The sequence below is a fragment of the Streptomyces coeruleoprunus genome (genome assembly GCF_039542925.1).
Taxonomy (GTDB): Bacteria; Actinomycetota; Actinomycetes; order Streptomycetales; family Streptomycetaceae; genus Streptomyces; species Streptomyces coeruleoprunus.
Genome location: NZ_BAABIT010000001.1, coordinates 4,797,554 through 4,818,870, shown reverse-complemented (window position 1 = coordinate 4,818,870; position 21,317 = coordinate 4,797,554). Strand labels below are relative to the sequence as shown.

The window sequence follows — 21,317 nt, the reverse complement described above, 5'->3', positions numbered from 1 at the left end:
CGTCGTGGCGACATCCGACGACGGAGGGAATGCCATGACCGTCCTGGTCACCGGGGCCACCGGGAACGTGGGCCGCCATGTGGTCGAGGAACTGCTCGGCGGGGGCCACAAGGTGCGGGCGCTGTCGCGCGACCCCGCGGGAGCCGGACTGCCGCCCGGCGTCGACGTGCGAGCCGGCGATCTGTCGGTCCCCGACAGCCTGGCGCCCGCACTGGAGGGCGTGACCGCCGTGCACCTGATCACCTTCGACGGCGGGAACGGCGCGATGCTGCGCACGGGGCCGCAGATCGCGCGGCTCGCCGCCGACGCGGGCGTCCGGCGGATCACGATGCTGTGGAGCGGCGAGCCGGGCCCCGTCGAGGAGGCCGTGGCGGCCGAGGGGCTCGCGTGGACCACCCTGCAGCCGCAGGAGTTCATGTCCAACGCCCTCAACTGGACCGGCTCGGTCAGGGCCGAGGGCGTGGTGCGCGAGCCGTTCGGCGCCACCCGCAGCGCCATGATCCATGAGGCCGACATCGGCGCGGTGGCCGCCAGGACGCTGACGGAGGAGGGCCACGCCGGAAAGGAGTACGTGCTGACCGGGCCCGAAGTCCTGGACGTACCGCGGAAACTGGCCGTCCTGAGCGAGGCGCTGGGCCGCGACATCCGGTTCGTCGAGCTGACCGAACAGGAGGCGCGCGAGCGGATGCGCCGGGCGGGAGCGTCTCAGGAGGCCATCGACCACGTCATCGGCTGGTACGCCGACCCGCCCGAGGAGGCGTACACGGTGACGCACACCGTGGAACACCTCCTCGGCCGCCCGGCCCGGACCTTCGCGCAATGGGCCCGGGAGAACGCCGAGGCGTTCCGCTGAGCGACGAGGGGACGGGCTGACGGGCTATCCGTCGTACCAGGCGAAAGCCGTGATCCGCCAGCCCTCCGGGGTGCGGACCAACTGGAACGTCTTGGTCCCGCCCCCCTCGAACGGCTCACCGTCCATGACGCCGGACTTGCGGTACTCCCCGAACCGGGAGGCGATGTCGCCCGCGATCTCGGTACGTTCGGAGGTCTCCCACTCGGAGAACCCGACCAGCCGGCCGCCGGAGAGCAGCTGCTCTCGCGGCTCGATGAACTCGTCCACGGTGTAGACCGCGAACTTGGGGCCGGTGACGGCGATCACCCCACCGGGAACGAACAGCCGCCGTAGCCGGGCGAGGTCGGCGCCCTCGCCACCCCGGTTGTCGAAGGCCCCGAAGAAGTCGGCCACCACCGCATCGATCTCGATCTTGGACATGGCGGGAAGGTAACAGCGGGGGCCGCCGGAGGCCATGGCTCCGGCGGCCCGCCGTCATCCGCACGCGTGCGAGAGGCGGTCCGCTAGCCACCCGGGTGGACCAGCGCGTCAAGAATCCGGGCGGGGCTCCGAAGCCAGACGCCCTCGCCGCCGGGGGTGACCGTGAGGCCGAAGTCGGCGTGGCCGGGGCAGCCGAGCCGAACGTACTCGGCATGTACGCGCTCGACCTCCCGCCACAGGTCACGGGCCCCGTACTGCCATACGTCCTCCTCGCCCGCCGTCGCCGCCGAGCCCTTCTCGTCCTGGAGCCAGACGCGCACATCAGGGTCCGTTCCCGAGTGCCACATCCGTACGCCCGGCAGCCGGGCCCCCGCGTAGAGGGCGAAGCCCAGCGACAGCAGCTCGCGTGGGGCGAGCACACCCGCGTACCGCCGGGCCGTCGAGTCGTCGACCGGGACGGCGTCCTGCTGCCGGTGTGACCGCATGGGCATGTACGAGGCGCCGCCATGGAAGCGGCCTTCAGCCGTGCCGTCACCGTGGGCGGTGAGGCGGACCAGGGCACCACTCCAGAAGTCGCGTGCCATGGGTGCCACGAGCACGCCTCCATAACGGAGTTGCTGGACCAGTGCATGCGGGATGTGACGCAGGGCGCATGTGACGACGATCCGGTCGAAGCGCGACTCGTGCGGTGCGGGCCAGCCCCACTGCCCGTCGGCACAGGCGAGGTGCGGCTGAAGATTGACGGCGTGCAGTGCGCGGGCCGCGTGCGTGGCCAGGCCCTCGTCGACTTCGATGCTGTACACGTGGTCGTCGCCGAGGCGACAGGACAGCAACGCGGCCAGGTGCCCCGAGGCCGTCCCGATCTCCAGAACTCGATGACCGTCCTCGACGGCGAGCAGCATCAGCATCCGGGCCACCATGCTGGGCTGGGAGTTGGACGAGGTGGCGATGCCGGGCCCATCCGCTCGACCGTCATCGACCTGGATAACAACCGGCTCGTCGGCGTGGATCAGCGTCAGCCACTCGTCCTCAGTGGTGAGCGGGACGCACCGCGTGGCCTCCTGGCGCCACGCCTGCTGCGGGATGAAGGGCTCTCGGGGAACGGCGTACCAGACGTCCCGCCATGTGTCGTCGAGCAGACCGCGCTGATGGAGTTGTTCCACGAGCGCGGCGTGCCCAGCCCGGTGGGCGGTGATCACATCTGCTCCTCTCCTACTTGGCGGGGCCGCTGCCGTCCGGAGAGGGCGGCGCGGGGGGCGGTGTCCAGGGCTTGTCGGACGGCTGCCCGGAGTGCTTTCCGTCGTCGGTCATGGTGTGCCTCCTGTCGTGCGATGGTTTCCAAGGTGGTGCGCCCGTCTGGCCGGGGCCGAAGAAGCAGTGGTCGCCGGGGCGGGATTGTGGCGTCCGCTCTTGACCGGTGGCGACAGCGGAGGGGGATCAGGTGCACTCCGTGCGCCGCCTGCGTGCGATGAGGTCCAGCGGGTCCGGCTGCGGCGGGAAGAGCGGCGCACAGGCCGCGCAGGCGTAGACGTTGAAGCCGGGACCGCTTCCGGCGTGTACCTCGGAGAGGAGCACCGGTGCGTCGGTGACCTGGGCACAGCGCACACACATGCGGATCGGCTGCCTGCCGGGCGTCGAGTCGCTCACCGGACGACGACCGGTCGGTGAAGCCTGTGGCGAGGCGCACAGCGTCGCAGGCTCTCCTGCCCCGGCAAGTCGAGGTACGGGCGGACGAGGACGTTCTCGCACCCATCGATCGGCTCCATCAGCCCGTACGGCGACCGAATCTCGGGCAGACGCAGCGCGTGAGGCTCTTCCGGAGCAGGAACGGGCTGCATGCGCCGCCCATGCAGGGAAGGGTACTTGGACGTACGCCGACGGGCGCGGTGCCGGCCTCTTCCCTGCGGCGCGATGACAAGCAGCGCCCGGAGAATGACGGCACGGATAAGGTTTGGCATGTCGACCTGCTCTCTCAGGTTGTCCACGCCCCGGGAGGTCTAGCCACCTCGCCGGGGTTCTTCCTCTGTTGCGGCGCCATCGATCTCCGCCCAGACGGAGGCCCTGTCGGCGGTGACGTCGTGGCCGTACCGGTCGGCTATCGCCAGGGCTGCGAGCAGGGAGACCCGGAGGGAGACCGAGAGGCCGCCCGGCAGTTCCACTTCGATCCGCAGGCCCGGTCGCCCTTCCCGCATACGCGGGTCATGACCGGTGAGCGCCTTCATCCGGGCGGCAAGCGCCTCCGCCCTTGAGCCGACAGTGCACACAGGCATCCCCCGCGAACGTACGATCACGCGCCGTATTTCTACTTAAGTAGCTTCCACCTGATGCAGTAGCTTGTCAATGTCGAGTGGAATTGCACCGCCCGCCCCACACGGGCAATCGGAGAGCCGCCAATGCCCCGAGAGGCGCCATACCTTGAGGTCGCCGACGCGCTGCGCGCCCGTGTGCTCGCCGGAGAGTGGGCCGTCGGTGAACGCCTGCCCTCCCGTGCTCAGCTCGCCGAGGAGTACGGCGTCGGCCGCAACGTCACACAGCGGGCGGTCGACCGTCTGATCGTCGAGGGGCTTCTGGAGGGCAGGGCGGGCTCCGGCACATACGTGCGCAAGCCGCGCCAGCGGATGCGAATGGTCAGATCGCGCCACCGGGAGCAGCGCGGCGGTTCCCCGTTCCGCGCCAACATGAAGGAGCATGGCAAGCCTGGTACATGGGAGGCGCACAGTACGGCGCGGACGCCGGCACCGGACCACATCGCGGAGCGGCTCGCCATCGACCCCGGGGATCCCTGTGTCGTCACGCGGTACGAATTCATGGCCGACAGCCAACCCGTGCAGCTCTCCACGTCATGGGAGCCGATGGCGATCACGGACGGGACACCCGTCGTACTCCCGGAGATGGGGCCGCTCGCCGGCATGGGCGTGGTGGAACGGATGCGTTCCCTCGGTGTCGTCATCGACACCGCCGTCGAGGTCCCGCGCCCGGCACGGGCAACCCAGGAGCAGGCGAACCTCCTCGGCATCCACCCCGGCGACCTTCTGCTCGTGATCGAGCGCACGTACTACGACACCGAGGGCCGACCCGTCGAAACAGCGGACATCGTCGTGCCCGACATCCGCTGGGAAGTGGCGTACGAGGTCGCCATCCACCACCCGTGACCTGCGGCGCACGGGGAGGGTTCCGAGCCCGTTCGCCCAGCCGCATGCGCGGATCTTGCGGGCCGAGCAGCCACCGTCCGCGACAGGCGTGCGGCCGGGCCCCGGGCCGTCGTGGACCCGGCCGGGCGATGCGGTGAGCCACATGACGGTTCGAACTGGGCGCAGTCGTCGACGTTCCCGGCGGTCAGGGTGAAAGCGAGCGGACGCCCGGATCCGTCACAAGCCAGATGGGTCTCCCCAAGACCTACCTTTCGGGGCCCGGGTCGCATGCTGTTGAGCCACGGAGGAGGCAACGCCTGCGCCTCATCCGTCGCTTGCTGTCTCTGCACCACGCACGAAGCAACCACCCACCCACCTTCCGGACATCACCGAGGGCCTGTCCCGGCAGCAAGGCCCGCCCAGTCGCCGACCGAGTTCACTCACACCGTGATGTCCTGATCGTGAACGACGACATCGAGCGTGCGGCTCGAATGTGTGCAGTTCAGGGGTGGTTCGTTGTGATCATATGGAGGTATGACGAGGACCCTCTACCTGTTCTGCTCCGCGGCTCCGCCCGTGTTCGACGTCGCCTGGGTGATCGAGGAGGCGCAGGCGCGCGGCTGGGACGTGTGCCTCGGGCTGACGCCGACCGCCGCCGGGTGGCTGGAGGGCAGCCTCGACGGGCTCGCCGCGCTCACCGGGCACCCGGTGCGGTACGCGTACCCGCGGCCCGGTGAGCCCGAGGTGTGGCCGGCCGCCGATGTGGTGCTGTTCGCTCCGGCGACCTTCAACTCGGTGAACGCGTGGGCGCTCGGGCTCACGGGGACCTTCGTCGTCGGTGTGGTCGCCGAGGGCATCGGCAAGCGCCTGCCGATCGTGGCCGCGCCCTGCCTGAACGAGGACCTCGCCCGGCACCCGCGGTTCGAGCGCTCCCTGGACGTGCTGCGGGGCGCGGGCGTGACCGTTCTCCACGGGGACGGAGGGCCCGTCCCGGGAGAGCCGTATCCGTGGACGCTCGCGCTGGACGCCGTGGAGGGCGCCCGTCCCGCCGCGGGCTGACCGCGGCGGGCCTCACGTCGACTCGCGTACCACCAGTTCGGTCGGAAGCACCAGTTGGCGCGGTGCGTCGTCCGCGCCCGCGATCTCCTGGAGCAGGACGCGGGCCATCACGCGGCCCATCTCCTCGATCGGCTGGCGCACGCTGGTGAGGGGCGGGTCCATGTGGCGGGCCACCGCCGAGTCGTCCACGCCGATCAGGGCGACGTCCTCGGGGATCCGGCGGCCGGTCTCGCGCAGGACGCCTCGGGCGCCCGCCGCCATCACGTCCGACGCGGCGAACACCGCGTCCAGGTCCGGGCGCCGCTCCAGGAGCCGGCGCATGGCGTGGCGGCCGCCGTCCTCGGTGAAGTCCGCCGAGGCCACCAGGTCCTCGTCGACGGGCAGGCCCGCCGCCGCCAGGCCCTGGCGGTAGCCGTCGAGGCGGCAGCGCGCCACGTACATGTCGAGGGGGCCCGCGATGGTGGCGATCCGGCGGCGGCCCCGGCCGGCCAGGTGGTCCACCGCCGAGCGGCCCGCCCCCACGTTGTCGGAGTCGACGTACGCCGCCGGCTCCGCCTCCGAGCGGCGGCCGTTGAGGACCGCGGGGATCCGCAGGTCCCGCACGACGTCGGGCAGCGGGTCGTCGGCGTGGACCGACACCAGCAGGACGCCGTCCACGCGCTGGGCCGCCAGGTACTGCTCGAAGCGCTGGCGCTCCTTGCTGGACCGGATCAGCGTGAGGAGCAACTGCTTGTCCGCGTCCGCGAGTTCCGCGCCCACCCCGCGGATGATGTCGAGGAAGTACGGCTCGGCGAACAGCCGGGCCTCCGTCTCCGGGATCACCAGCGCGACCGCGTCGGTGCGGGCGCCCGCCAGCGCCCGGGCGGCGCGGTTGGGGACGTACCCCAGCTCGGCGATGGCACGGCCGACCGCGGCCTTGGCCCGGTCGCTCACCCGCGGCGAGCCGTTGATGACCCGGGACACCGTGCCCCGGCCGACGCCCGCCCTGGCCGCGACCTCCTCCAGCGTGGGCCTGCCCGTCTGCCGTCCGCTCACCGCCATCTGTCTCCCATCGAATGCGAGGGCTCCGGTGCCCGGGCCCATCATGCCGTTCAACCTACCTCTTGGCACGCCCCCTGTGGGAGCGCTCCCATCGCAGGGGCAGCCTTCAGGAACTGGCGGCACTTCCCGCCCTGCGGACCGGTACCGCCCCCTCCGGCAACAATTCGCGTTCACGTCTTGACACCCGCACCCGCCAGGCAGCAACCTTCCGGGCATACGAGAGGTGGGAGCGCTCCCATGAACGCCCGCCCGCCGGCCGGAAGCCCGGCTCGCCCCCGAACCCCGCGCCCCAGCACGTCGCACCCTTCGGCGCACACCGGCACCACCCTGGACGAGGAGAGTGGAATGCGCACTTCCAGCACCCGCGGGAGCACCCGCGGCAGAGCGACCCACGGCAGAGCGGCCGGCGGCACCACCACCCCCGGCGCGGGCCGTCGCCGCCGCACCGCGCTGGCGGCCACCGCGCTCGCCGCCTGCGCGACCCTGCTCGCCGGCTGCGCCGACGGTGACGGGGGCTCCGGCACGGGCGGCGGCGACGAGCAGATCACCCTGCGGATCGGGACCTTCGGCTCGTTCGGCTACGACAACGAGAAGGGCGCCAAGCTCTACGCCGAGTACGAGAAGCTCCACCCGAACATCAAGATCGTCGAGTCGAACGTCGCCGACGGCCAGAAGTACTGGGACACGCTCAAGCTGCGCCTCTCCCGCAACAGCGGTCTCGCCGACATCCAGGCCATCGAGGTCGGCTACATCGCCGAGGCCACCGGCCCCACCATGGGCCCCAAGTGGGTCGACCTGTCCAAGACCGGCGGCGCCGACACCTCCGCGTACCTGGACTGGAAGGTCAAGCAGGCCACCACCGCCGACGGCAGGGTCATCGGCCTCGGCACGGACATCGGCCCCATGGCCATCTGCTACAACAAGGACCTCTTCGCCAAGGCCAAGCTGCCGACCGAGCGCGAGAAGGTCGCCCAGCTGTGGGCGGGCGACTGGGCGAAGTTCGTCGCCACCGGCAAGACGTACCAGAAGGCCGCCCCCGCCGGCACCACCTTCCACGACTCCGCCGGCGGCCTGTTCAACGCCGTCCTGTCCAGCCAGCCCCAGCAGTACGCCGACGACAAGGGCGAACTGGACTGGGAGAACAGCCCCGGCGTGAAGAAGGCCTGGGACCTCGCCGTCGACGCCGCGCGCAGCGGCATCACCGCCAAGCTGCGCCAGTTCGACGAGAAGGGCACCTGGAACGCCGGGTTCAAGAACTCCCGGTTCGCCACCGTCGCCTGCCCCAGCTGGATGACCGGCATCATCAAGGACCAGGCCGGCCCCGCCAACCAGGGCAAGTGGGACATCGCCGCGCCGCCGGTCGCCGGCAACTGGGGCGGCTCCTTCCTCGCCGTACCGAAGGCGGGCAAGCACGCCGAAGAGGCCGCCAAGCTGGCCGCCTGGCTGACCGCACCCGAGCAGCACGCCAAGGTCTTCGGGGTCAACGGCAACATCCCGTCCACCAAGGACACCCTGGCCTCGGCCGCCGTGCAGGACGCCAAGATCCCGTACTTCGGCGACACGCCGGTCGGCAAGATCTACTCCGCGGCCGCCGCCGGCATCACCCCGGCGCCGGTCAGCCGCCACGACGGCCAGGTGAAGACCTTCATCACCGACAACGGCATCCTCGACATCGAGCAGCGCGGCACCGCGCCCGACCAGGCGTGGAACAACGTCAAGAAGCTCATCGAGGACAAGATCGACCAGTAGCGGGCCGTCGGCCGCCCGGCGCTCCCCCGCCGGGCGGCCCCCGTACACGTACGTACGACGCACCGATCACGTACGCACGCACCGACCGACCTGGAAGGACGCCCCCGTGGCCACCTCCGTCCGGGCGGCGGCCGACGGCACCCCGTCGCACTCGCCGCCGTCGCCCACGCCCTCCACCTCCCGGAAACCGCAACCGAACCCGGCGCCCGCCGGCTGGCGCAGCCGCCTCTACCGCTGGGACCTCAAGGCGACCCCGTACGCGTTCGTCGCGCCGTTCTTCCTGTGCTTCGCCGCGTTCGGGCTCTTCCCGCTGATCTACACGGGCTGGCTCTCGCTGCACCGCGTGGAGCTGGGCGGCGAGCCCGAGTGGCGCGGCTTCGACAACTACACCGGGCTGTGGGACAGCGACTTCTTCTGGAACGCGCTCGCCAACACCTTCACCATCGGCGTCATCTCGACCGTCCCGCAGCTGCTGATGGCGCTGGGCCTGGCGCACCTGCTCAACTACAAGCTGCGCGGCCGGGGGTTCTTCCGGGTCGCCGTCCTCGCCCCGTACGCGACCTCCATCGCGGCGGCCACGCTGGTCTTCGCCCAGCTGTTCAACAGCGACTACGGGCTCATCAACACCGTCCTCGGCTGGGTCGGCTTCGACCCGGTGAGCTGGGAGTCCTCCAAGTGGCCGGCGCAGATCGCCATCTCGGTGATCGTGACCTGGCGGTGGACCGGCTACAACGCGCTGATCTACCTGGCCGCGATGCAGGCCGTGCCGCAGGACCTGTACGAGGCGGCGGCGCTCGACGGGGCGTCGCGCTGGCGGCAGTTCATCAGCGTCACCATCCCCTCGATCCGCCCCACGATCCTCTTCACGATCGTCGTGTCCACGATCGGCGCCACCCAGCTGTTCGGTGAGCCGATGCTGTTCGGCGGCAGCCTCGGCGTCAGCGGCGGTTCCGGCAACCAGTTCCAGACGCTGAGCCTGCTGATGTACGAGAAGGGCTGGGTCACCGGCGCGCTCGGGCAGGCGTCCGCCATCGCCTGGGTGATGCTGCTGCTCCTGCTGCTGATCGGCGGCCTGCGGCTGCTCCTCGCCCGTGCCAACCGCAAGAAGCTGGGGGCCTGACCCATGAAGCTCAAGCAGACCGCGGGCCGCCAGCACCACGCGGGCCCGGTCACGTACGTCCTGCTCGGCCTGGCCGCACTGGTCTCGCTGTTCCCGCTGTACTGGAACCTCGTCGCCGCCTCGCACACCGGGGAGCGCGTCGTGGAGGCCCCGGCGCCGCTCCTGCCCGGGCCCCGGCTGTTCGAGAACCTCACGTTCGCCTGGAACCAGGTGGACATGGGCGAGGCCCTCGTCAACACCACCGTCGTGGCCGGCCTGGTGGCGCTGTCGACCGTGCTGTTCTCCACGCTGGCCGGCTTCGCCTTCGCCAAACTGCCGTTCCGCGGCCGCAATGTGCTGCTCGCGCTGGTGGTGGCGACGATGACGATCCCGCCGCAGCTGAGCGTGATCCCGCTGTACCAGATCATCACGGACCTGGGCTGGGTGGACCAGCTCCAGTCGGTGGTGCTGCCGTCCCTCGTCGCCGCGTTCGGTGTGTTCTTCATGCGGCAGTACCTGCTGGAGGCGCTGCCCGTCGAGCTGATCGAGGCGGCGCGCGTGGACGGCGCCCACAGCCTGCGGATCATCTGGCACGTCGTGTTCCCGGTCGCGCGGCCCGCGATGGCCGTCCTCGGCATGCTGATCTTCGTCCAGGCGTGGAACGACTTCTTCTGGCCGTTCATCGCCCTGACGCCGGACGGCAATCCGACCCTCCAGGTGGCGCTCGCCGGCCTGGGCTCGGGCAACCACACCATCAACCAGGCGATCGTCCTCACCGGCGCGCTGATCTCCACCGTGCCGCTGCTGCTGGTCTTCGCCCTGCTCGGCAAGCACATCGTCGGCGGGATCACCTCGGGCGCGGTCAAGAGCTGACCCGCCCGGGGCGGGCCTCTCCTGCCTCTGTTCCGTCCCCGCGTTCGGGTCTCCGTCCCCGGCGTTCATGTCTCCGTCCGCGCGTTCATCCGTCCCCGCGTCCACCTCTGCGTTGATCTCCGCGTTCATCCGTCTCTGCGTTGGGAGCGCTCCCATATGACTGCGTCCGAAACCCGGCCGCTCACCGCGACCCGTCAGTTCCCGCCCGGATTCCTGTGGGGCGCCGCCACCGCCGCGTACCAGATCGAGGGCGCGGCGGCCGAGGGCGGCCGCACCCCCTCGATCTGGGACACCTTCTCCCACACCCCGGGCAAGGTGTTCGGCGGGCACACCGGCGATGTGGCGGTCGACCACTACCACCGGTTCCGCGACGACGTACGGCTCATGAAGGACCTCGGGCTCTCGGCGTACCGCTTCTCCGTGTCGTGGTCGCGGGTGCAGCCGACCGGCCGCGGCCCGGCCGTCCAGAGGGGCCTGGACTTCTACCGCGAGCTGGTCGACGAGCTGCTCGCCGCCGGGATCAGCCCCGCCCTGACCCTCTACCACTGGGACCTGCCGCAGGAGCTGGAGGACGCGGGCGGCTGGCCGCACCGCACCACCGCCGAACGGTTCGCCGACTACGCGGGCATCGTCGCCGACGCCCTCGGCGACCGCGTCGAGCGCTGGACCACCCTCAACGAACCCTGGTGCACCGCCTTCCTCGGATACGGCTCCGGCGTCCACGCGCCCGGCCGCACCGAACCCGTCGCAGCCCTGCGCGCCGCCCACCACCTCAACCTCGCCCACGGCCTCGGCGCACAGGCCCTGCGAGCCTCCCTGCCGGCCCGTGCCGAGGTGGGCGTCGCCCTGAACCTCCACCAGATCAGGCCGCTGACGGAGGCGCCGGAGGACCGGGAGGCGGCACGGCGGATCGACGCGGTCGGCAACCGCGTCTGGCTCGGCCCCATGCTGGACGGCGCCTACCCGGAGGACCTGGCGGCGGACACCGCCCGGCTCACGGACTGGGCGTTCGTGAAGGCGGGCGACACGGCGGCCGCCCACCAGCCGCTCGACTTCGTGGGCATCAACTACTACACGCCCACCGTCGTCTCCGCCGCCCGCGAGGGCGACACCGGGCTGTCCGACGGCGGGCACGGCGGTGGCGCGCACTCGCCGTGGCCCGGCGCCGACGAGGTCTCCTTCCACCAGCCGCCCGGCGAACGCACCGCGATGGGCTGGTCGGTGGACGCCACGGGCCTGTACGACCTGCTCATGCGCATGGCCCACGAATATCCGGACCTGCCGCTCTACATCACGGAGAACGGCGCCGCGTACGAGGACGTGGTGGAGGCCGACGGCACGGTCCACGACCCCGACCGGATCGCCTATGTGCACGGCCACTTGGAGGCGGTGCACCGGGCCGTGGAGAGCGGCGCCGATGTCCGCGGCTACTTCCTGTGGTCCCTGCTGGACAACTTCGAGTGGGCGTACGGCTACGACAAGCGGTTCGGCGCCGTCCACGTCGACTACCGGACGCTGGCCCGCACCCCGAAGTCCAGCGCCCTGTGGTACGCCCGCGTGGCCCGCACGGGCGAGCTGCCGGCGCCGGGGCAGGGGTGAGGGAGCGGCCGACGGCCGGGGCCGGCGCGCCCCGGCCGCTTCTGCCGCCCCTGCGGCGATCGGGTGAGCCGCGCGGCGCCCCGCCCGTGTCGGGGCCGCGGCGGCGCCGGGGTCGCCATCCTGCTGCGTGAGCCCCGTGGCCGGCGAAGCGAGGAGACGAGAACCATGCCGGAGCCCATCTTCTACGTCGACCGCTCGGACATCCGCGAAGGGCGGCTGGAGGAGGTCCGCGCGGCCATGCGGGACCTGGCGTCGTTCGTCGAGGAGCGCGAGCCCAGGCTGCTCTCCTACAACTTCCACACCGACCCCGACGGCACCGGGATGACGGTCGTGGCCCTTCACCCGGACCCCGCCTCCCTGGAGTTCCACCTCGACCTGGGCGGGCCGAAGTTCCGCGCCTTCGGCCCGCTCATCACCCTGCGGGCGATCGACGTGTACGGGGACCCCGGCGAGGCGGCGGTCCGCCGACTGCACGACAAGGCTGCCCTGCTCGGCGGCGGCACGGTCACGGTCCACACCCGGCAGGCCGGCTTCAGCCGGGTCCAGCTGGTTCCTTGAGCCCCGGACGATCCCGTTCCCTCCACTTCCTCCCCCTCCTCAGATGGGAGCCTCCTTTGTCCGCCAGCTTTCCGCCCGGCTTCCTGTGGGGCACCGCCACCGCCGCCTATCAGATCGAGGGCGCCGCCCAGGAGGACGGCCGGGGCCCCTCGATCTGGGACACCTTCAGCCATACGCCCGGCCGCACCCTGAACGGCGACACCGGCGACGTCGCCGCCGACCACTACCACCGGCGCCCCGAGGACGTCCGGCTGATGGCGGACCTCGGCCTCACCGCGTACCGCTTCTCCGTCTCCTGGCCGCGCGTCCAGCCCACGGGCCGTGGCCCGGCGGTCCAGAAGGGCCTGGACTTCTACCGCGCACTCGCCGACGACCTGCTCGACCGGGGCATCACGCCCGTCCTGACCCTCTACCACTGGGACCTGCCGCAGGCCCTGGAAGACGAGGGCGGGTGGCCGGCGCGGGACACGGCCCGGCGGTTCGCCGACTACGCCGGTATCGTCGCCGACGCCCTCGGCGACCGCGTCGAGCGCTGGACCACCCTCAACGAACCCTGGTGCACCGCCTTCCTCGGATACGGCTCCGGCGTCCACGCCCCGGCCGCACCGACCCCGTCACCGCCCTGCACGCCGCCCACCACCTCAACCTCGCCCACGGCCTCGGCGCACAGGCCCTGCGAGCCTCCCTGCCGGCCCACGCCCAGCTCTCGATCAGCCTCAACACCTGTGCCGTCAGGGCCAGGACGGCGAGCGCCGCCGACGAGGACGCCCGGCGCCGTATCGACGCGCTCGCCAACCGGATCTTCACCGGCCCCCTGCTCCAGGGCGCGTACCCCGAGGACCTCCTCGACGACACCGCGCACCTCACCGACTGGCCCTTCGTCCACGCGGACGACCTCGCCGTCATCCAGCACCCCCTGGACTCGCTCGGCATCAACTACTACGCACCCACAGTTGTATCGGCCGCCACTGACAGTGACGGTTCGGCCGCCGACGACGGCCACGGGGCCAGCGACCACTCCCCCTGGCCGGGCGCCGATCACGTCTCGTTCCACCAGCAGCCCGGCGAGCGCACCGACATGGGCTGGGGCGTCGACCCGACCGGCCTGTACGACCTGCTGATGCGCTGGACGCGGGAGGCGCCGGGCCTGCCGCTGGTCGTCACCGAGAACGGCGCCGCCTACCCCGACCGCCCGGCCCCGGACGGCACCGTCCACGACGTGCGCCGCATCCGCTACCTCCACGGGCACCTGTCCGCCCTGCACCGGGCCCTGGCCGACGGCGCCGACGTGCGCGGGTACTTCCTGTGGTCCCTGCTGGACAACTTCGAGTGGTCGTACGGCTACGGCAAGCGGTTCGGCGTGGTGCGCGTCGACTACGACACCCGGGCGCGCACGCCGAAGGCCAGCGCCCACTGGTACGCGAAGCTCGCCCGCACCGGGGTGCTGCCGGACGTGCCCGGGGCGTAGCGGGAGGCGCGGGCAGGGGTGCGCGCTCCGGCCGGGTGGGGTGACGGCCGGAGCGCGCGGTGTGGGGGGTGGTCCCGGAACCGGGCAGCGGGGAACGGGCGCGGCTACCGGTAGGCGGCGAAGGCCTTCGTGAAGGCCAGCGGCTGCTGCAGGATCGAACTGCACGTGGCGTCGGCGTGGTTCACCGCACCCGCCGCGCACTGCTTGTCGCGGGTCGAGGACCACATCGAGAGCCAGCCGATCCCCTTCGACCGGGCGAACTCCGCCAGCTGTGTCGCGTCGTCGACCTTGAAGATCTCGGTCGTGACGTCGTTGACGCCGATCATCGGCGTGACGGCGACCGTCTTCCAGGCGGCCGCGTCGGACAGCCCGAGCACCCCCTTGAGCTGCGCCTGCGTGGCGGTCGCCGCCTGGATCGCGTACTGGCCCATGTCGCCGCTGTAGGCCGGGCCGTAGTCCATCGCCATGATGTTGACGGCGTCGACGCGGACCCCGTTCTTCTTGGCGTCGGCGAGCAGGTTCACCCCGGGCTGGGTGAGGCCCTCGGGCATGACGGGCAGCGTGAAGGACACGTCCAGGCCGGGGTGGGTCTTCTGGAGCTGTGCGATGGCCTGCGCGCGGCGGGTGTTGGCCGCGGTGTCGGGCAGGGCGGCGCCCTCGATGTCGAAGTCCACCTTGGTCAGCCCGTACCGGTCGACGACCTTGCCGTACGCGGCGGCGAGGTCGGCGGCGGTCGCGCAGTTGAGCGCCAGCTCGTGGCCCGCGGCGCCGCCGAACGACACGCGCACGTCGCCGCCCTTGGCGCGCAGGGCGCCGATCTGGGCGGCCACCTTGTCGCTCGCGAGGTCGGTGACGCCGCCCCACAGCGGGGTGCAGCCCCCGCCCGAGGTGATGAAGGCGAGGTTGAACTCCTTCACGCCCGTCCTGGCCGCCGTGTCGAGCAGGTCGTACGCGGGGTAGAGGGAGGTGTCGACGTACGGGGCGAAGCGCGCGCCCGCGCCGGTGCCGCCGGTGGGGCTCGCCGTCGGGGTGGGCGTCGGCGGGGCGGTCGGTGTCGGGGTGGCCGTGGCGGTGGGGGTGGGCCGGGGCGCGGTGGCCGTGGCAGTGGGGGTGGGCTGTTGGGTGGGGCGGCCGGAGGGCTGCGGGGTCGCGCCCCCGCCGGCGGCGCACTTCACCTCGTTGATGAGACAGCCCGCCGGGTCGCCGGCCGCGCCGCCGCTCGCGCCGGTGACGAATCCGACCGTCACGGAGGCGCCGGGCGCCAGTTGCTTGTTCCAGCTCGCGGGCCTGACCGTGACGTGCTGTCCGGAGACGGTGTGGTCGCCGTTCCAGAGGGAGTTGATCCGCGTGCCGGCGGGCAGGTCGAACTCCAGCGTCCACCCGGACTGCGCCGTGCCGGTCGTGTTGGTGATGACGTACTGGCCGGTGTAGCCGCCGTCCCAGGAGCTGGTCCTGGTGTACGTGGCGCTGACGGCGGCGGCCTGTGCGGTGCCGGTGAACGCGAACGCCGCGCCTCCGGCCACCGCGGCCGCCACGAGCGCGCCGATCGCCTTCGCCCTGCCGCTCGTCCGGCGCCGGTGCGTCACTGTGCCCATGCGTGTGCCTGCCTCACCTACGGGTGTCGGGGGGGATGCGGCAGCACGCTAGCGAGCCCGAATCGGACAAAACTCCACTTCGGGGCGGGGGCGGCGGATCTTAGGACGCGCTTAAGGAACCCATCGGAGCGGGTTAAGCGTTCGCCCCACGGCGGCGCGTGACGCGCCGCCCCACGCGGTGGCCCCTGCGCCCGCCGCCACCGGGCCGGCGCCCGTCCAGGCCCAGCCAGACCCGTACCTCGGTGCCGCCGATCACGGAGTGGCCGATGCGCACGTCGCCGCCCGTGGACTCGGCGACGCGGCGCACGATGTCCAGGCCCAGCCCCGTCGAGCCGTCCCGCGCCCCGCTGTTGCCGCGGGCGAGCGCCGCCTCGGGGTCGGCGATGCCGGGCCCGGCGTCCGAGACGAGGACGATGACGGCGTCGTCCCCGTTGTGGACGTCCACGGAGAACGCGGTGCCCTCCTGGGTGTGCCGGAAGACGTTGCCGAGCAGCGCGTCGAGCGCCGCGACCAGCTCGGGGCGGGCGACCGGGATGCGGACGGGCCGGTCGACGCCGGCGAGCCGGACCTTGCGGCCCTCGTCCTCGGCGAGCGCCGACCAGAAGTCCATGCGCTCCCGTACGACCTCCGAGACGTCGCACCCCGCGCCCGGTCCGGTGGCCTGCGTCTGCGGCTTGGCCTCCCGGGCCGTACGGATGATCGTGTCGACCTCCCGCTCCAGCTGCTCCACGGCCGCCCGCGTCTGGTCGGCGGCCGGGCCCTCGCCCAGCGAGGCCGCGTTGAGCCGCAGCACGGTGAGCGGGGTCCGCAGCCGGTGCGACAGGTCCGCGGCGAGCTCCCGCTCGTTGGCGAGGAGCTGCACCACCTGGTCCGCCATGGAGTTGAAGGCGACCGCGGCGGACCGCAGCTCGGCGGGCCCCTCCTCCGGCACGCGGGCCCCGAGCCTGCCCTCGCCCAGGTCGTGCGCGGCCCGCGCGAGCCGCTGGGCCGGCTGCACCATCCGTACGCCGAGCCGGTCGGCCACGGCGACCGAGCCGACGATCAGCGCGACGCCGACACCGGCGAGGATCAGCCAGGCCGTGGCCAGGCCGTTGGTGACCTCGCCCTCCGGGACGAAGACCTCGACGACGGCGATCTGGCCGGTGCTGATGGCGATCGGCTGGAGCAGCGCGGAGCCGCCCGGCACGTCGGTGATCGAGGCGCGCGGCTCGCGCCGCACGGTGGCCAGGTCCTCCTCGGAGGCCCGGCCGGTGCCGATCTCCATCGCACGGCCCGCCGGCGCGTCGGGCGGGGCGGGGATGTGCACCGCCATGCGCCCGGCGGCGCCCGCCTGCGTGGAGGCGACGGCCCGGTCGAGGGCGGCGCGGTCGGCGGTGATGGACAGCGTGGGGCCGATCGCGGCGGCCTGCCGCTCCGCGTTGCCGAAGGCCCGGTCGCGGGCCATCTCCTTGATGACCAGGCCGAGCGGTACGGCGAAGGCGACGACGACCATGGCGGTGACGGCCAGGGCGACCTTGACCAGTGCCCATCTCACTGCGGCGGCTCCAGCTTCACGCCCACGCCCCTGAGCGTGTGGAGGTAGCGGGGCCGCGCGGCGGTCTCGCCGAGCTTGCGCCGCAGCCACGACAGGTGGACGTCGATGGTCTGGTCGTCCCCGTAGGCCTGCTGCCACACCTCGGCGAGGAGTTCCTTGCGCGGCACGACGACGCCGGGCCGCCCGGCGAGGAAGGCCAGCAGGTCGAACTCGCGGCGCGTCAGGTCGAGCCGCCGCCCGTCCAGTTCGGCCTGGCGGCGCAGCGGGTCGATGGCGAGGCCGCCGACCCGGATGACGCTGCTGGGCGGAACGTCCCCGGCGGTGGCGCGGGAACGGCGCAGCACGGCGGCCATGCGGGCCGACAGGTGCTCCACCGAGAACGGCTTGGTGAGGTAGTCGTCGGCGCCGTCGTTGAGGAGCCGTACGATCTCCGCCTCGTCGTCGCGCGCGGTGGCGATGATGACCGGCACGTCGGTGATGCCGCGCAGCATCTTCAGCGCCTCCGACCCGTCGAGGTCGGGCAGACCGAGGTCCAGGATGACGACGTCGAAGCGGATATGGGCGACCTCGCGCAGCGCCTCCAGGGCCGTGCCGACGCTCCGTACCGTATGGGAGGCCTCGGTCAGATGCCGTATGAGGGCGGAGCGCACGAACTGGTCGTCCTCGACCACGAGCACACTTGCCATGGGCGGCACCGTACGCCATGGGGCGGAATGAGGGGGACCGGTGTTGACGCCGTGGCCGAGTGGTGCACTATGGCCCGGATGCGAAGAGGACTCGTTCATTCCCTGGCGTGGTCGCTCGCCACGGGCGCGGCGGTCACTCTCTCGTGGTGGGGCGTGCACACCGTGATGGCGGGCACGGCGTACGACCGTCCGCTGGCACGCCCGCTCGCCCCCGCGGAGACCGCCGCCGGCTCCCCCACCGGCCCCGAGGCGGAGCCGCGGGCCTCCTCCACGCAGCGCCCCAGGACCGCACCCGCTCTCCCGTCCCGCTCGCCGTCCGCCACGCGCGGCGAGAGCGGGCCCACGCGCGAGCCCACGCCCTCGCGGTCGTCCGCCGCGCCCTCACCGACCGCGGGCACCGGGGGCGGCACGGTGAAGAGTTACGCGGTCGACGGCGGCCGGGTCGCCTTCGACCTCGGCGACACCTCGGCCGAACTGGTGTCGGCGACACCGGCGTCGGGCTGGCAGATGCAGGTGTGGAAGCAGGACACGTGGATCCGCGTCACGTTCACGCGGGACGGCCGGGAGATCTCGGTGTTCTGCGTCTGGCACGACACGGCGCCGCGCGTCGAGATCGACGACCGCCGCACTTAGGGCCTTTCCGACAGGCCCTGGCCGCTGTCAGCGCTCGAAGACCGAGGCGGGCGGGGCGGGCGAGGCCTTGGCCGTCGCGTCCGTGACGGCGGCCGCGCCGCCCGTGAAGTCGGCCAACGCCCGCCCGTGTTCCACCCGCCCGGGGTGCGGGTCGCTCGCGACGCGCCGGGTCAGCTCCGCGACGGGCAGGGGGACGTCCGAGGCGACCAGCACCGCGTTGCCGAAGCGGCGGCCCCGCAGCACGGTCGGGTCGGCGGCGAGCGCCAGCTCGGGGAAGACGGCGGCGGCCGTGGCGATCTGGCCGCGCAGATGGGACAGCGGCGGCCCGTCGGCGAGGTTCGCCAGGTAGTACCCGCCGGGCTTCAGCACCCGCCGTACCTCCGTGAGGAACTCGGTGGTGGTCAGGTGAGCGGGGGTGCGGGCGCCGCTGAAGACGTCGGCGACGACCAGGTCGGCCCAGCCGTCCGGGACCTTGCCGAGCCCGGCGCGGGCGTCCCCGCCGCGTACGCGTATACGGGCACCGGGGTCGACGGGCAGGGCACGGCGCACGAACTGGACGAGCGGCGCGTCCAGCTCGACGACCTGCTGGGTGGAGCGGGGCCGGGTGGCGGCGACGTAACGGGCGAGGGTGAAGGCGCCGCCGCCGAGGTGCACGGCCTGGAGGGGGCGGCCGGGCGGGGCGGCCAGGTCGATGGCGTGGCCCAGGCGCCGCTGGTACTCGAAGCTCAGATGCGCGGGGTCGTCGAGGTCGACGTGCGACTGCGGCGCCCCGTCGACGAGCAGCGTCCAGGCCCGGGGCCGGTCCCGGTCGGGTACGAGCTCGGCGAGCCCGCCGTCCACGGTCTCCGCGACCGCTTCGGGCGCCGCCGCCCGCTCACGCTGCTGTTTCTTCCTCGCCACGCGTCCATTATCGACGCGCCGTCCCGGCCGACGGCGCGCGTCCTCGAACGCAGGACCGGCTCAAAGCCAGCGGCAGTCGTCGGCGGCCCGGATGAGGCGGGCCGCCTCGTCCAGCGCCTCGCGGAGTACGGCGGGGTCGGTGACCGGGTCCGTGTCGGCCGGGGGGAGGAGCCAGCCGCTGCCGGCGAGCGGCGGGTCCGGCGGGAGGTCGGGGAGGCGCAGGCCGCGGCCCGACGTGCGGGTGCAGGCGCTGCCCGGGACGTCCCAGGCGGCCGCCGTCCCGGGCGGGACGAGGAAGCCGAGGGTGTCGCTGGCGTCGTCGTGCAGGACGGGCCCGACGGCGGGCGCGGTGCCGCGGCGCAGGATGTCGACCGCCTCCAGACCCTGCCGGGCCGGCACGGTCACCAGGTCGCACGGCTCGCCCGCGGGGCCGGCGGCGGGATCGGGCGGGGCGCTGGCCTCCGGGGTGGGTTCGTGCCGCAGCGTCGTGTGCGGGTGCGGTTCGCCGTGGGTGCGCGGGCCGGCCTGCATGCCTACCTCCAACAAGGGATCCCCTCCTCGCTCGAGTCCCGAGTGGAGACACGTTCCGTCTCTCCGCATGGTTCAACGGCCGTGGGCGTCAACAGCTACGGCGGCACGCCGCCGCAAAGGATGGCAGTTCATGGCGGATCGTGGGTGAGATATCCCGTTTGTAGCCAAACCCCGGGTGTGCGCCCCGGCTCAGCAGGTACGTTCTTTCTCCGCCGGAGCATCGGCAGCACGCAGGAGAGGGCTCGCCATGGCGACGTCACGGGCAGTTCCGAATCTCGCATTCCGTCGGCTGCGCGGACAGCGCTCCCCCGCCGAGTTCGCCGCCGCGGTCCGCAGGGCCGCCCGGGAGATCGGCGAACAGGTGGCGTGCGACGCGCGCTACGTCGGGCGCGTGGAATCGGGTGAGATCCGCTGCCCCAACTACGCCTACGAGCGGGTCTTCCTGCACATGTTCCCCGGTCTGTCGCTGACCGACCTGGGGTTCGTGGCGCGGGAGCGCGTACGTGGCCGGGGGGCGCGTGCCGCGGCCGGTGCGTCCGCGGCACCCAGCACCATCCAGAACGATGAGGAGAGCGACGTGCTGCGTCGCGCATTCATGGCAGGCGGCACCGCCACCGTGGCGGCCGCCGGGCTCGGCGCGTTCGGCGGGATCCCCGCGCCGCGCGCCGGCGGCCGGTTCGGCGAGAGCGAGGTCGCCGCGGTCGAGGCGGCCGTACGGCAGATCCGGCTGCTCGACGACCGGCACGGGGCCGACGGGCTGTACCGCAGGGCGGCCGGGCCGCTCCGTACGGCGTACGCGCTGCTCGACGCGGGCACCACCGTCCGCCGGTCGACCGCCGACCGGCTCCACGCGGGCGCCGGCGAACTGGCCCTGTCCGTCGGCTGGCTGGCCCATGACTCGGGCCGCCTGGAGGACGCCCGCTCCCACTACGCGGAGGCGCTGGCCACCGCGCGCGTGGGCGGTGACCCGGCACTGGAGGCGCACTGCTTCTCCAACACGTCGTTCCTGGCGAGGGACGCGGGCCGGTTCCGCGAGGCGGTACGGGCGGCCCAGGCCGGACAGCACGCGGCGAGGCACCTGGCGTCGGCGCGGCTGCTGGCGCTGCTGGCGCTGCGCGAGGCGGGCGGCTGGGCGGGGCTCGGCGACCGGGCGGCCTGCGAGGAGGCCCTGGGGCGGGCGCACACCCTGTTCGGGCGGGGGCCGTCCGACGCGGACCCCGAGTGGATGTCCTTCTTCGGCGAGCCCGAGCTGGAGTTCCTGGAGGCCCAGTCCTGGTCGCTCCTGGGCGACTGGCCGCGCGCGGCCCGGCACGCCCGCCGGGCGACCGCGCTGCACCACCCGCACTTCACCCGCAACCTCGCCCTGTACCGGGCACAGCTCGCGGCCGACCTGGCCCGGGGCGGCTCCCCGGAGGAGGCGGCGGCCACCGGGGAGCGGGTCCTGGAACTGCTGGACGAGGTCCAGTCGAGCCGGATCCAGGCGATGCTGGGCGAGACGGCCCGGGTGCTCCAGACACACCGCGGGGCGCCGCGGGTCGCGGCGTTCCTGGAGGGCCGCGCCGCCCTGACCCGCGCCTGAGGGGGCGGC

The 21,317-nt window shown here is 72.8% G+C and carries 19 protein-coding genes and 1 pseudogene; 11 read left to right on the top strand and 9 right to left on the bottom strand.

Going from position 1 to position 21,317, the window contains the following annotated elements; translation table 11 throughout:
• The first annotated feature begins 34 nt into the window (after window positions 1-34).
• Window positions 35-853, top strand: coding sequence for an NAD(P)H-binding protein (locus ABEB09_RS21595; RefSeq protein ID WP_345691557.1), 819 nt, complete (start codon window positions 35-37; stop codon window positions 851-853).
• A 24-nt stretch (window positions 854-877) separates the two neighbouring features.
• Here ABEB09_RS21595 and ABEB09_RS21590 read toward each other — a convergent pair whose 3' ends face one another.
• The 3 genes from ABEB09_RS21590 to ABEB09_RS21580 all read right to left on the bottom strand — a co-directional run bounded on the left by ABEB09_RS21590 (window position 878) and on the right by ABEB09_RS21580 (window position 3,465).
• Entirely contained in the window at window positions 878-1,273 is a 396-nt protein-coding gene (locus ABEB09_RS21590) for a nuclear transport factor 2 family protein (protein WP_345691556.1), read from the bottom strand.
• Between the two features lie 83 nt (window positions 1,274-1,356).
• The gene (locus ABEB09_RS21585; RefSeq protein ID WP_345691555.1) at window positions 1,357-2,472 is read right to left on the bottom strand and encodes a methyltransferase domain-containing protein; all 1,116 of its coding nucleotides are present in this window, start codon (window positions 2,470-2,472) and stop codon (window positions 1,357-1,359) included.
• 798 nt (window positions 2,473-3,270) lie between these two features.
• Window positions 3,271-3,465: a hypothetical protein gene (locus ABEB09_RS21580; RefSeq protein WP_345691554.1), complete on the bottom strand. Its 195-nt coding sequence runs from the start codon at window positions 3,463-3,465 to the stop codon at window positions 3,271-3,273.
• Between the two features lie 201 nt (window positions 3,466-3,666).
• Here ABEB09_RS21580 and ABEB09_RS21575 point away from each other — a divergent pair, with 201 nt between their 5' ends.
• Window positions 3,667-4,425, top strand: a complete 759-nt coding sequence (locus ABEB09_RS21575; protein WP_345691553.1) for a GntR family transcriptional regulator — start codon at window positions 3,667-3,669, stop codon at window positions 4,423-4,425.
• A 513-nt stretch (window positions 4,426-4,938) separates the two neighbouring features.
• Window positions 4,939-5,463: an HFCD family protein gene (locus ABEB09_RS21570; protein ID WP_345691552.1), complete on the top strand. Its 525-nt coding sequence runs from the start codon at window positions 4,939-4,941 to the stop codon at window positions 5,461-5,463.
• Between the two features lie 12 nt (window positions 5,464-5,475).
• Here ABEB09_RS21570 and ABEB09_RS21565 read toward each other — a convergent pair whose 3' ends face one another.
• Entirely contained in the window at window positions 5,476-6,504 is a 1,029-nt protein-coding gene (locus ABEB09_RS21565; RefSeq protein WP_345691551.1) for a LacI family DNA-binding transcriptional regulator, read from the bottom strand.
• 345 nt (window positions 6,505-6,849) lie between these two features.
• Between ABEB09_RS21565 and ABEB09_RS21560 the strand changes: the two genes are divergently transcribed.
• The 6 genes and pseudogenes from ABEB09_RS21560 to ABEB09_RS21535 all read left to right on the top strand — a co-directional run bounded on the left by ABEB09_RS21560 (window position 6,850) and on the right by ABEB09_RS21535 (window position 13,850).
• On the top strand, window positions 6,850-8,253 hold the full coding sequence (locus ABEB09_RS21560; protein WP_345691550.1) for an ABC transporter substrate-binding protein: 1,404 nt from the start codon (window positions 6,850-6,852) through the stop codon (window positions 8,251-8,253).
• A 106-nt stretch (window positions 8,254-8,359) separates the two neighbouring features.
• Window positions 8,360-9,373 carry a carbohydrate ABC transporter permease gene (locus ABEB09_RS21555; RefSeq protein WP_345691549.1) on the top strand — a complete coding sequence of 338 codons (1,014 nt, stop codon included), beginning with the start codon at window positions 8,360-8,362 and terminating at the stop codon, window positions 9,371-9,373.
• Between the two features lie 3 nt (window positions 9,374-9,376).
• Entirely contained in the window at window positions 9,377-10,225 is an 849-nt protein-coding gene (locus tag ABEB09_RS21550; RefSeq protein WP_345691548.1) for a carbohydrate ABC transporter permease, read from the top strand.
• 156 nt (window positions 10,226-10,381) lie between these two features.
• Window positions 10,382-11,824, top strand: a complete 1,443-nt coding sequence (locus ABEB09_RS21545) for a GH1 family beta-glucosidase (RefSeq protein ID WP_345691547.1) — start codon at window positions 10,382-10,384, stop codon at window positions 11,822-11,824.
• Between the two features lie 165 nt (window positions 11,825-11,989).
• Window positions 11,990-12,382 (top strand): hypothetical protein, encoded by a 393-nt coding sequence (locus tag ABEB09_RS21540; protein WP_345691546.1) that lies wholly within the window; start codon window positions 11,990-11,992, stop codon window positions 12,380-12,382.
• Window positions 12,383-12,438: 56 nt separating this feature from the next.
• Window positions 12,439-13,850 (top strand): annotated as a pseudogene (locus ABEB09_RS21535) (GH1 family beta-glucosidase).
• 104 nt (window positions 13,851-13,954) lie between these two features.
• Here ABEB09_RS21535 and ABEB09_RS21530 read toward each other — a convergent pair.
• The 3 genes from ABEB09_RS21530 to ABEB09_RS21520 form a co-directional block, all read right to left on the bottom strand.
• On the bottom strand, window positions 13,955-15,445 hold the full coding sequence (locus ABEB09_RS21530; RefSeq protein WP_345691545.1) for a glycoside hydrolase family 18 protein: 1,491 nt from the start codon (window positions 15,443-15,445) through the stop codon (window positions 13,955-13,957).
• Between the two features lie 133 nt (window positions 15,446-15,578).
• Window positions 15,579-16,979 carry a sensor histidine kinase gene (locus ABEB09_RS21525; protein WP_345691544.1) on the bottom strand — a complete coding sequence of 467 codons (1,401 nt, stop codon included), beginning with the start codon at window positions 16,977-16,979 and terminating at the stop codon, window positions 15,579-15,581.
• Window positions 16,976-17,665, bottom strand: coding sequence for a response regulator transcription factor (locus ABEB09_RS21520; RefSeq protein ID WP_345691543.1), 690 nt, complete (start codon window positions 17,663-17,665; stop codon window positions 16,976-16,978). Before ABEB09_RS21520 ends, ABEB09_RS21525 begins: the two co-directional genes overlap by 4 nt.
• A gap of 69 nt (window positions 17,666-17,734) precedes the next feature.
• On the opposite strand from ABEB09_RS21520, the gene ABEB09_RS21515 reads away from it, so the two are divergent.
• Complete coding sequence (locus tag ABEB09_RS21515) at window positions 17,735-18,298, top strand: hypothetical protein (RefSeq protein ID WP_345691542.1); 564 nt, start codon at window positions 17,735-17,737, stop codon at window positions 18,296-18,298.
• A 27-nt stretch (window positions 18,299-18,325) separates the two neighbouring features.
• Here ABEB09_RS21515 and ABEB09_RS21510 read toward each other — a convergent pair whose 3' ends face one another.
• Together ABEB09_RS21510 and ABEB09_RS21505 are read right to left on the bottom strand one after the other, a co-directional pair.
• Window positions 18,326-19,198, bottom strand: a complete 873-nt coding sequence (locus ABEB09_RS21510; RefSeq protein ID WP_345691541.1) for a spermidine synthase — start codon at window positions 19,196-19,198, stop codon at window positions 18,326-18,328.
• A 60-nt stretch (window positions 19,199-19,258) separates the two neighbouring features.
• On the bottom strand, window positions 19,259-19,744 hold the full coding sequence (locus ABEB09_RS21505) for a hypothetical protein (protein WP_380867915.1): 486 nt from the start codon (window positions 19,742-19,744) through the stop codon (window positions 19,259-19,261).
• Window positions 19,745-19,976: 232 nt separating this feature from the next.
• Here ABEB09_RS21505 and ABEB09_RS21500 point away from each other — a divergent pair, with 232 nt between their 5' ends.
• On the top strand, window positions 19,977-21,308 hold the full coding sequence (locus tag ABEB09_RS21500; RefSeq protein WP_345691540.1) for an NsdA family TPR-like regulatory protein: 1,332 nt from the start codon (window positions 19,977-19,979) through the stop codon (window positions 21,306-21,308).
• Window positions 21,309-21,317 lie beyond the last annotated feature (9 nt).

What these genes read in the sequence shown, in the direction of transcription:
- ABEB09_RS21595 (WP_345691557.1), top strand. Translation starts at nt 35, where the DNA reads ATGACCGTCCTGGTCACCGGGGCCACCGGGAACGTGGGCCGCCATGTG.
- ABEB09_RS21590 (WP_345691556.1), bottom strand. Translation starts at nt 1,273, where the DNA reads ATGTCCAAGATCGAGATCGATGCGGTGGTGGCCGACTTCTTCGGGGCC.
- ABEB09_RS21580 (WP_345691554.1), bottom strand. Translation starts at nt 3,465, where the DNA reads ATGCGGGAAGGGCGACCGGGCCTGCGGATCGAAGTGGAACTGCCGGGC.
- ABEB09_RS21575 (WP_345691553.1), top strand. Translation starts at nt 3,667, where the DNA reads ATGCCCCGAGAGGCGCCATACCTTGAGGTCGCCGACGCGCTGCGCGCC.
- ABEB09_RS21570 (WP_345691552.1), top strand. Translation starts at nt 4,939, where the DNA reads ATGACGAGGACCCTCTACCTGTTCTGCTCCGCGGCTCCGCCCGTGTTC.
- ABEB09_RS21565 (WP_345691551.1), bottom strand. Translation starts at nt 6,504, where the DNA reads ATGGCGGTGAGCGGACGGCAGACGGGCAGGCCCACGCTGGAGGAGGTC.
- ABEB09_RS21560 (WP_345691550.1), top strand. Translation starts at nt 6,850, where the DNA reads ATGCGCACTTCCAGCACCCGCGGGAGCACCCGCGGCAGAGCGACCCAC.
- ABEB09_RS21550 (WP_345691548.1), top strand. Translation starts at nt 9,377, where the DNA reads ATGAAGCTCAAGCAGACCGCGGGCCGCCAGCACCACGCGGGCCCGGTC.
- ABEB09_RS21545 (WP_345691547.1), top strand. Translation starts at nt 10,382, where the DNA reads ATGACTGCGTCCGAAACCCGGCCGCTCACCGCGACCCGTCAGTTCCCG.
- ABEB09_RS21540 (WP_345691546.1), top strand. Translation starts at nt 11,990, where the DNA reads ATGCCGGAGCCCATCTTCTACGTCGACCGCTCGGACATCCGCGAAGGG.
- ABEB09_RS21530 (WP_345691545.1), bottom strand. Translation starts at nt 15,445, where the DNA reads ATGGGCACAGTGACGCACCGGCGCCGGACGAGCGGCAGGGCGAAGGCG.
- ABEB09_RS21520 (WP_345691543.1), bottom strand. Translation starts at nt 17,665, where the DNA reads ATGGCAAGTGTGCTCGTGGTCGAGGACGACCAGTTCGTGCGCTCCGCC.
- ABEB09_RS21515 (WP_345691542.1), top strand. Translation starts at nt 17,735, where the DNA reads ATGGCCCGGATGCGAAGAGGACTCGTTCATTCCCTGGCGTGGTCGCTC.
- ABEB09_RS21500 (WP_345691540.1), top strand. Translation starts at nt 19,977, where the DNA reads ATGGCGACGTCACGGGCAGTTCCGAATCTCGCATTCCGTCGGCTGCGC.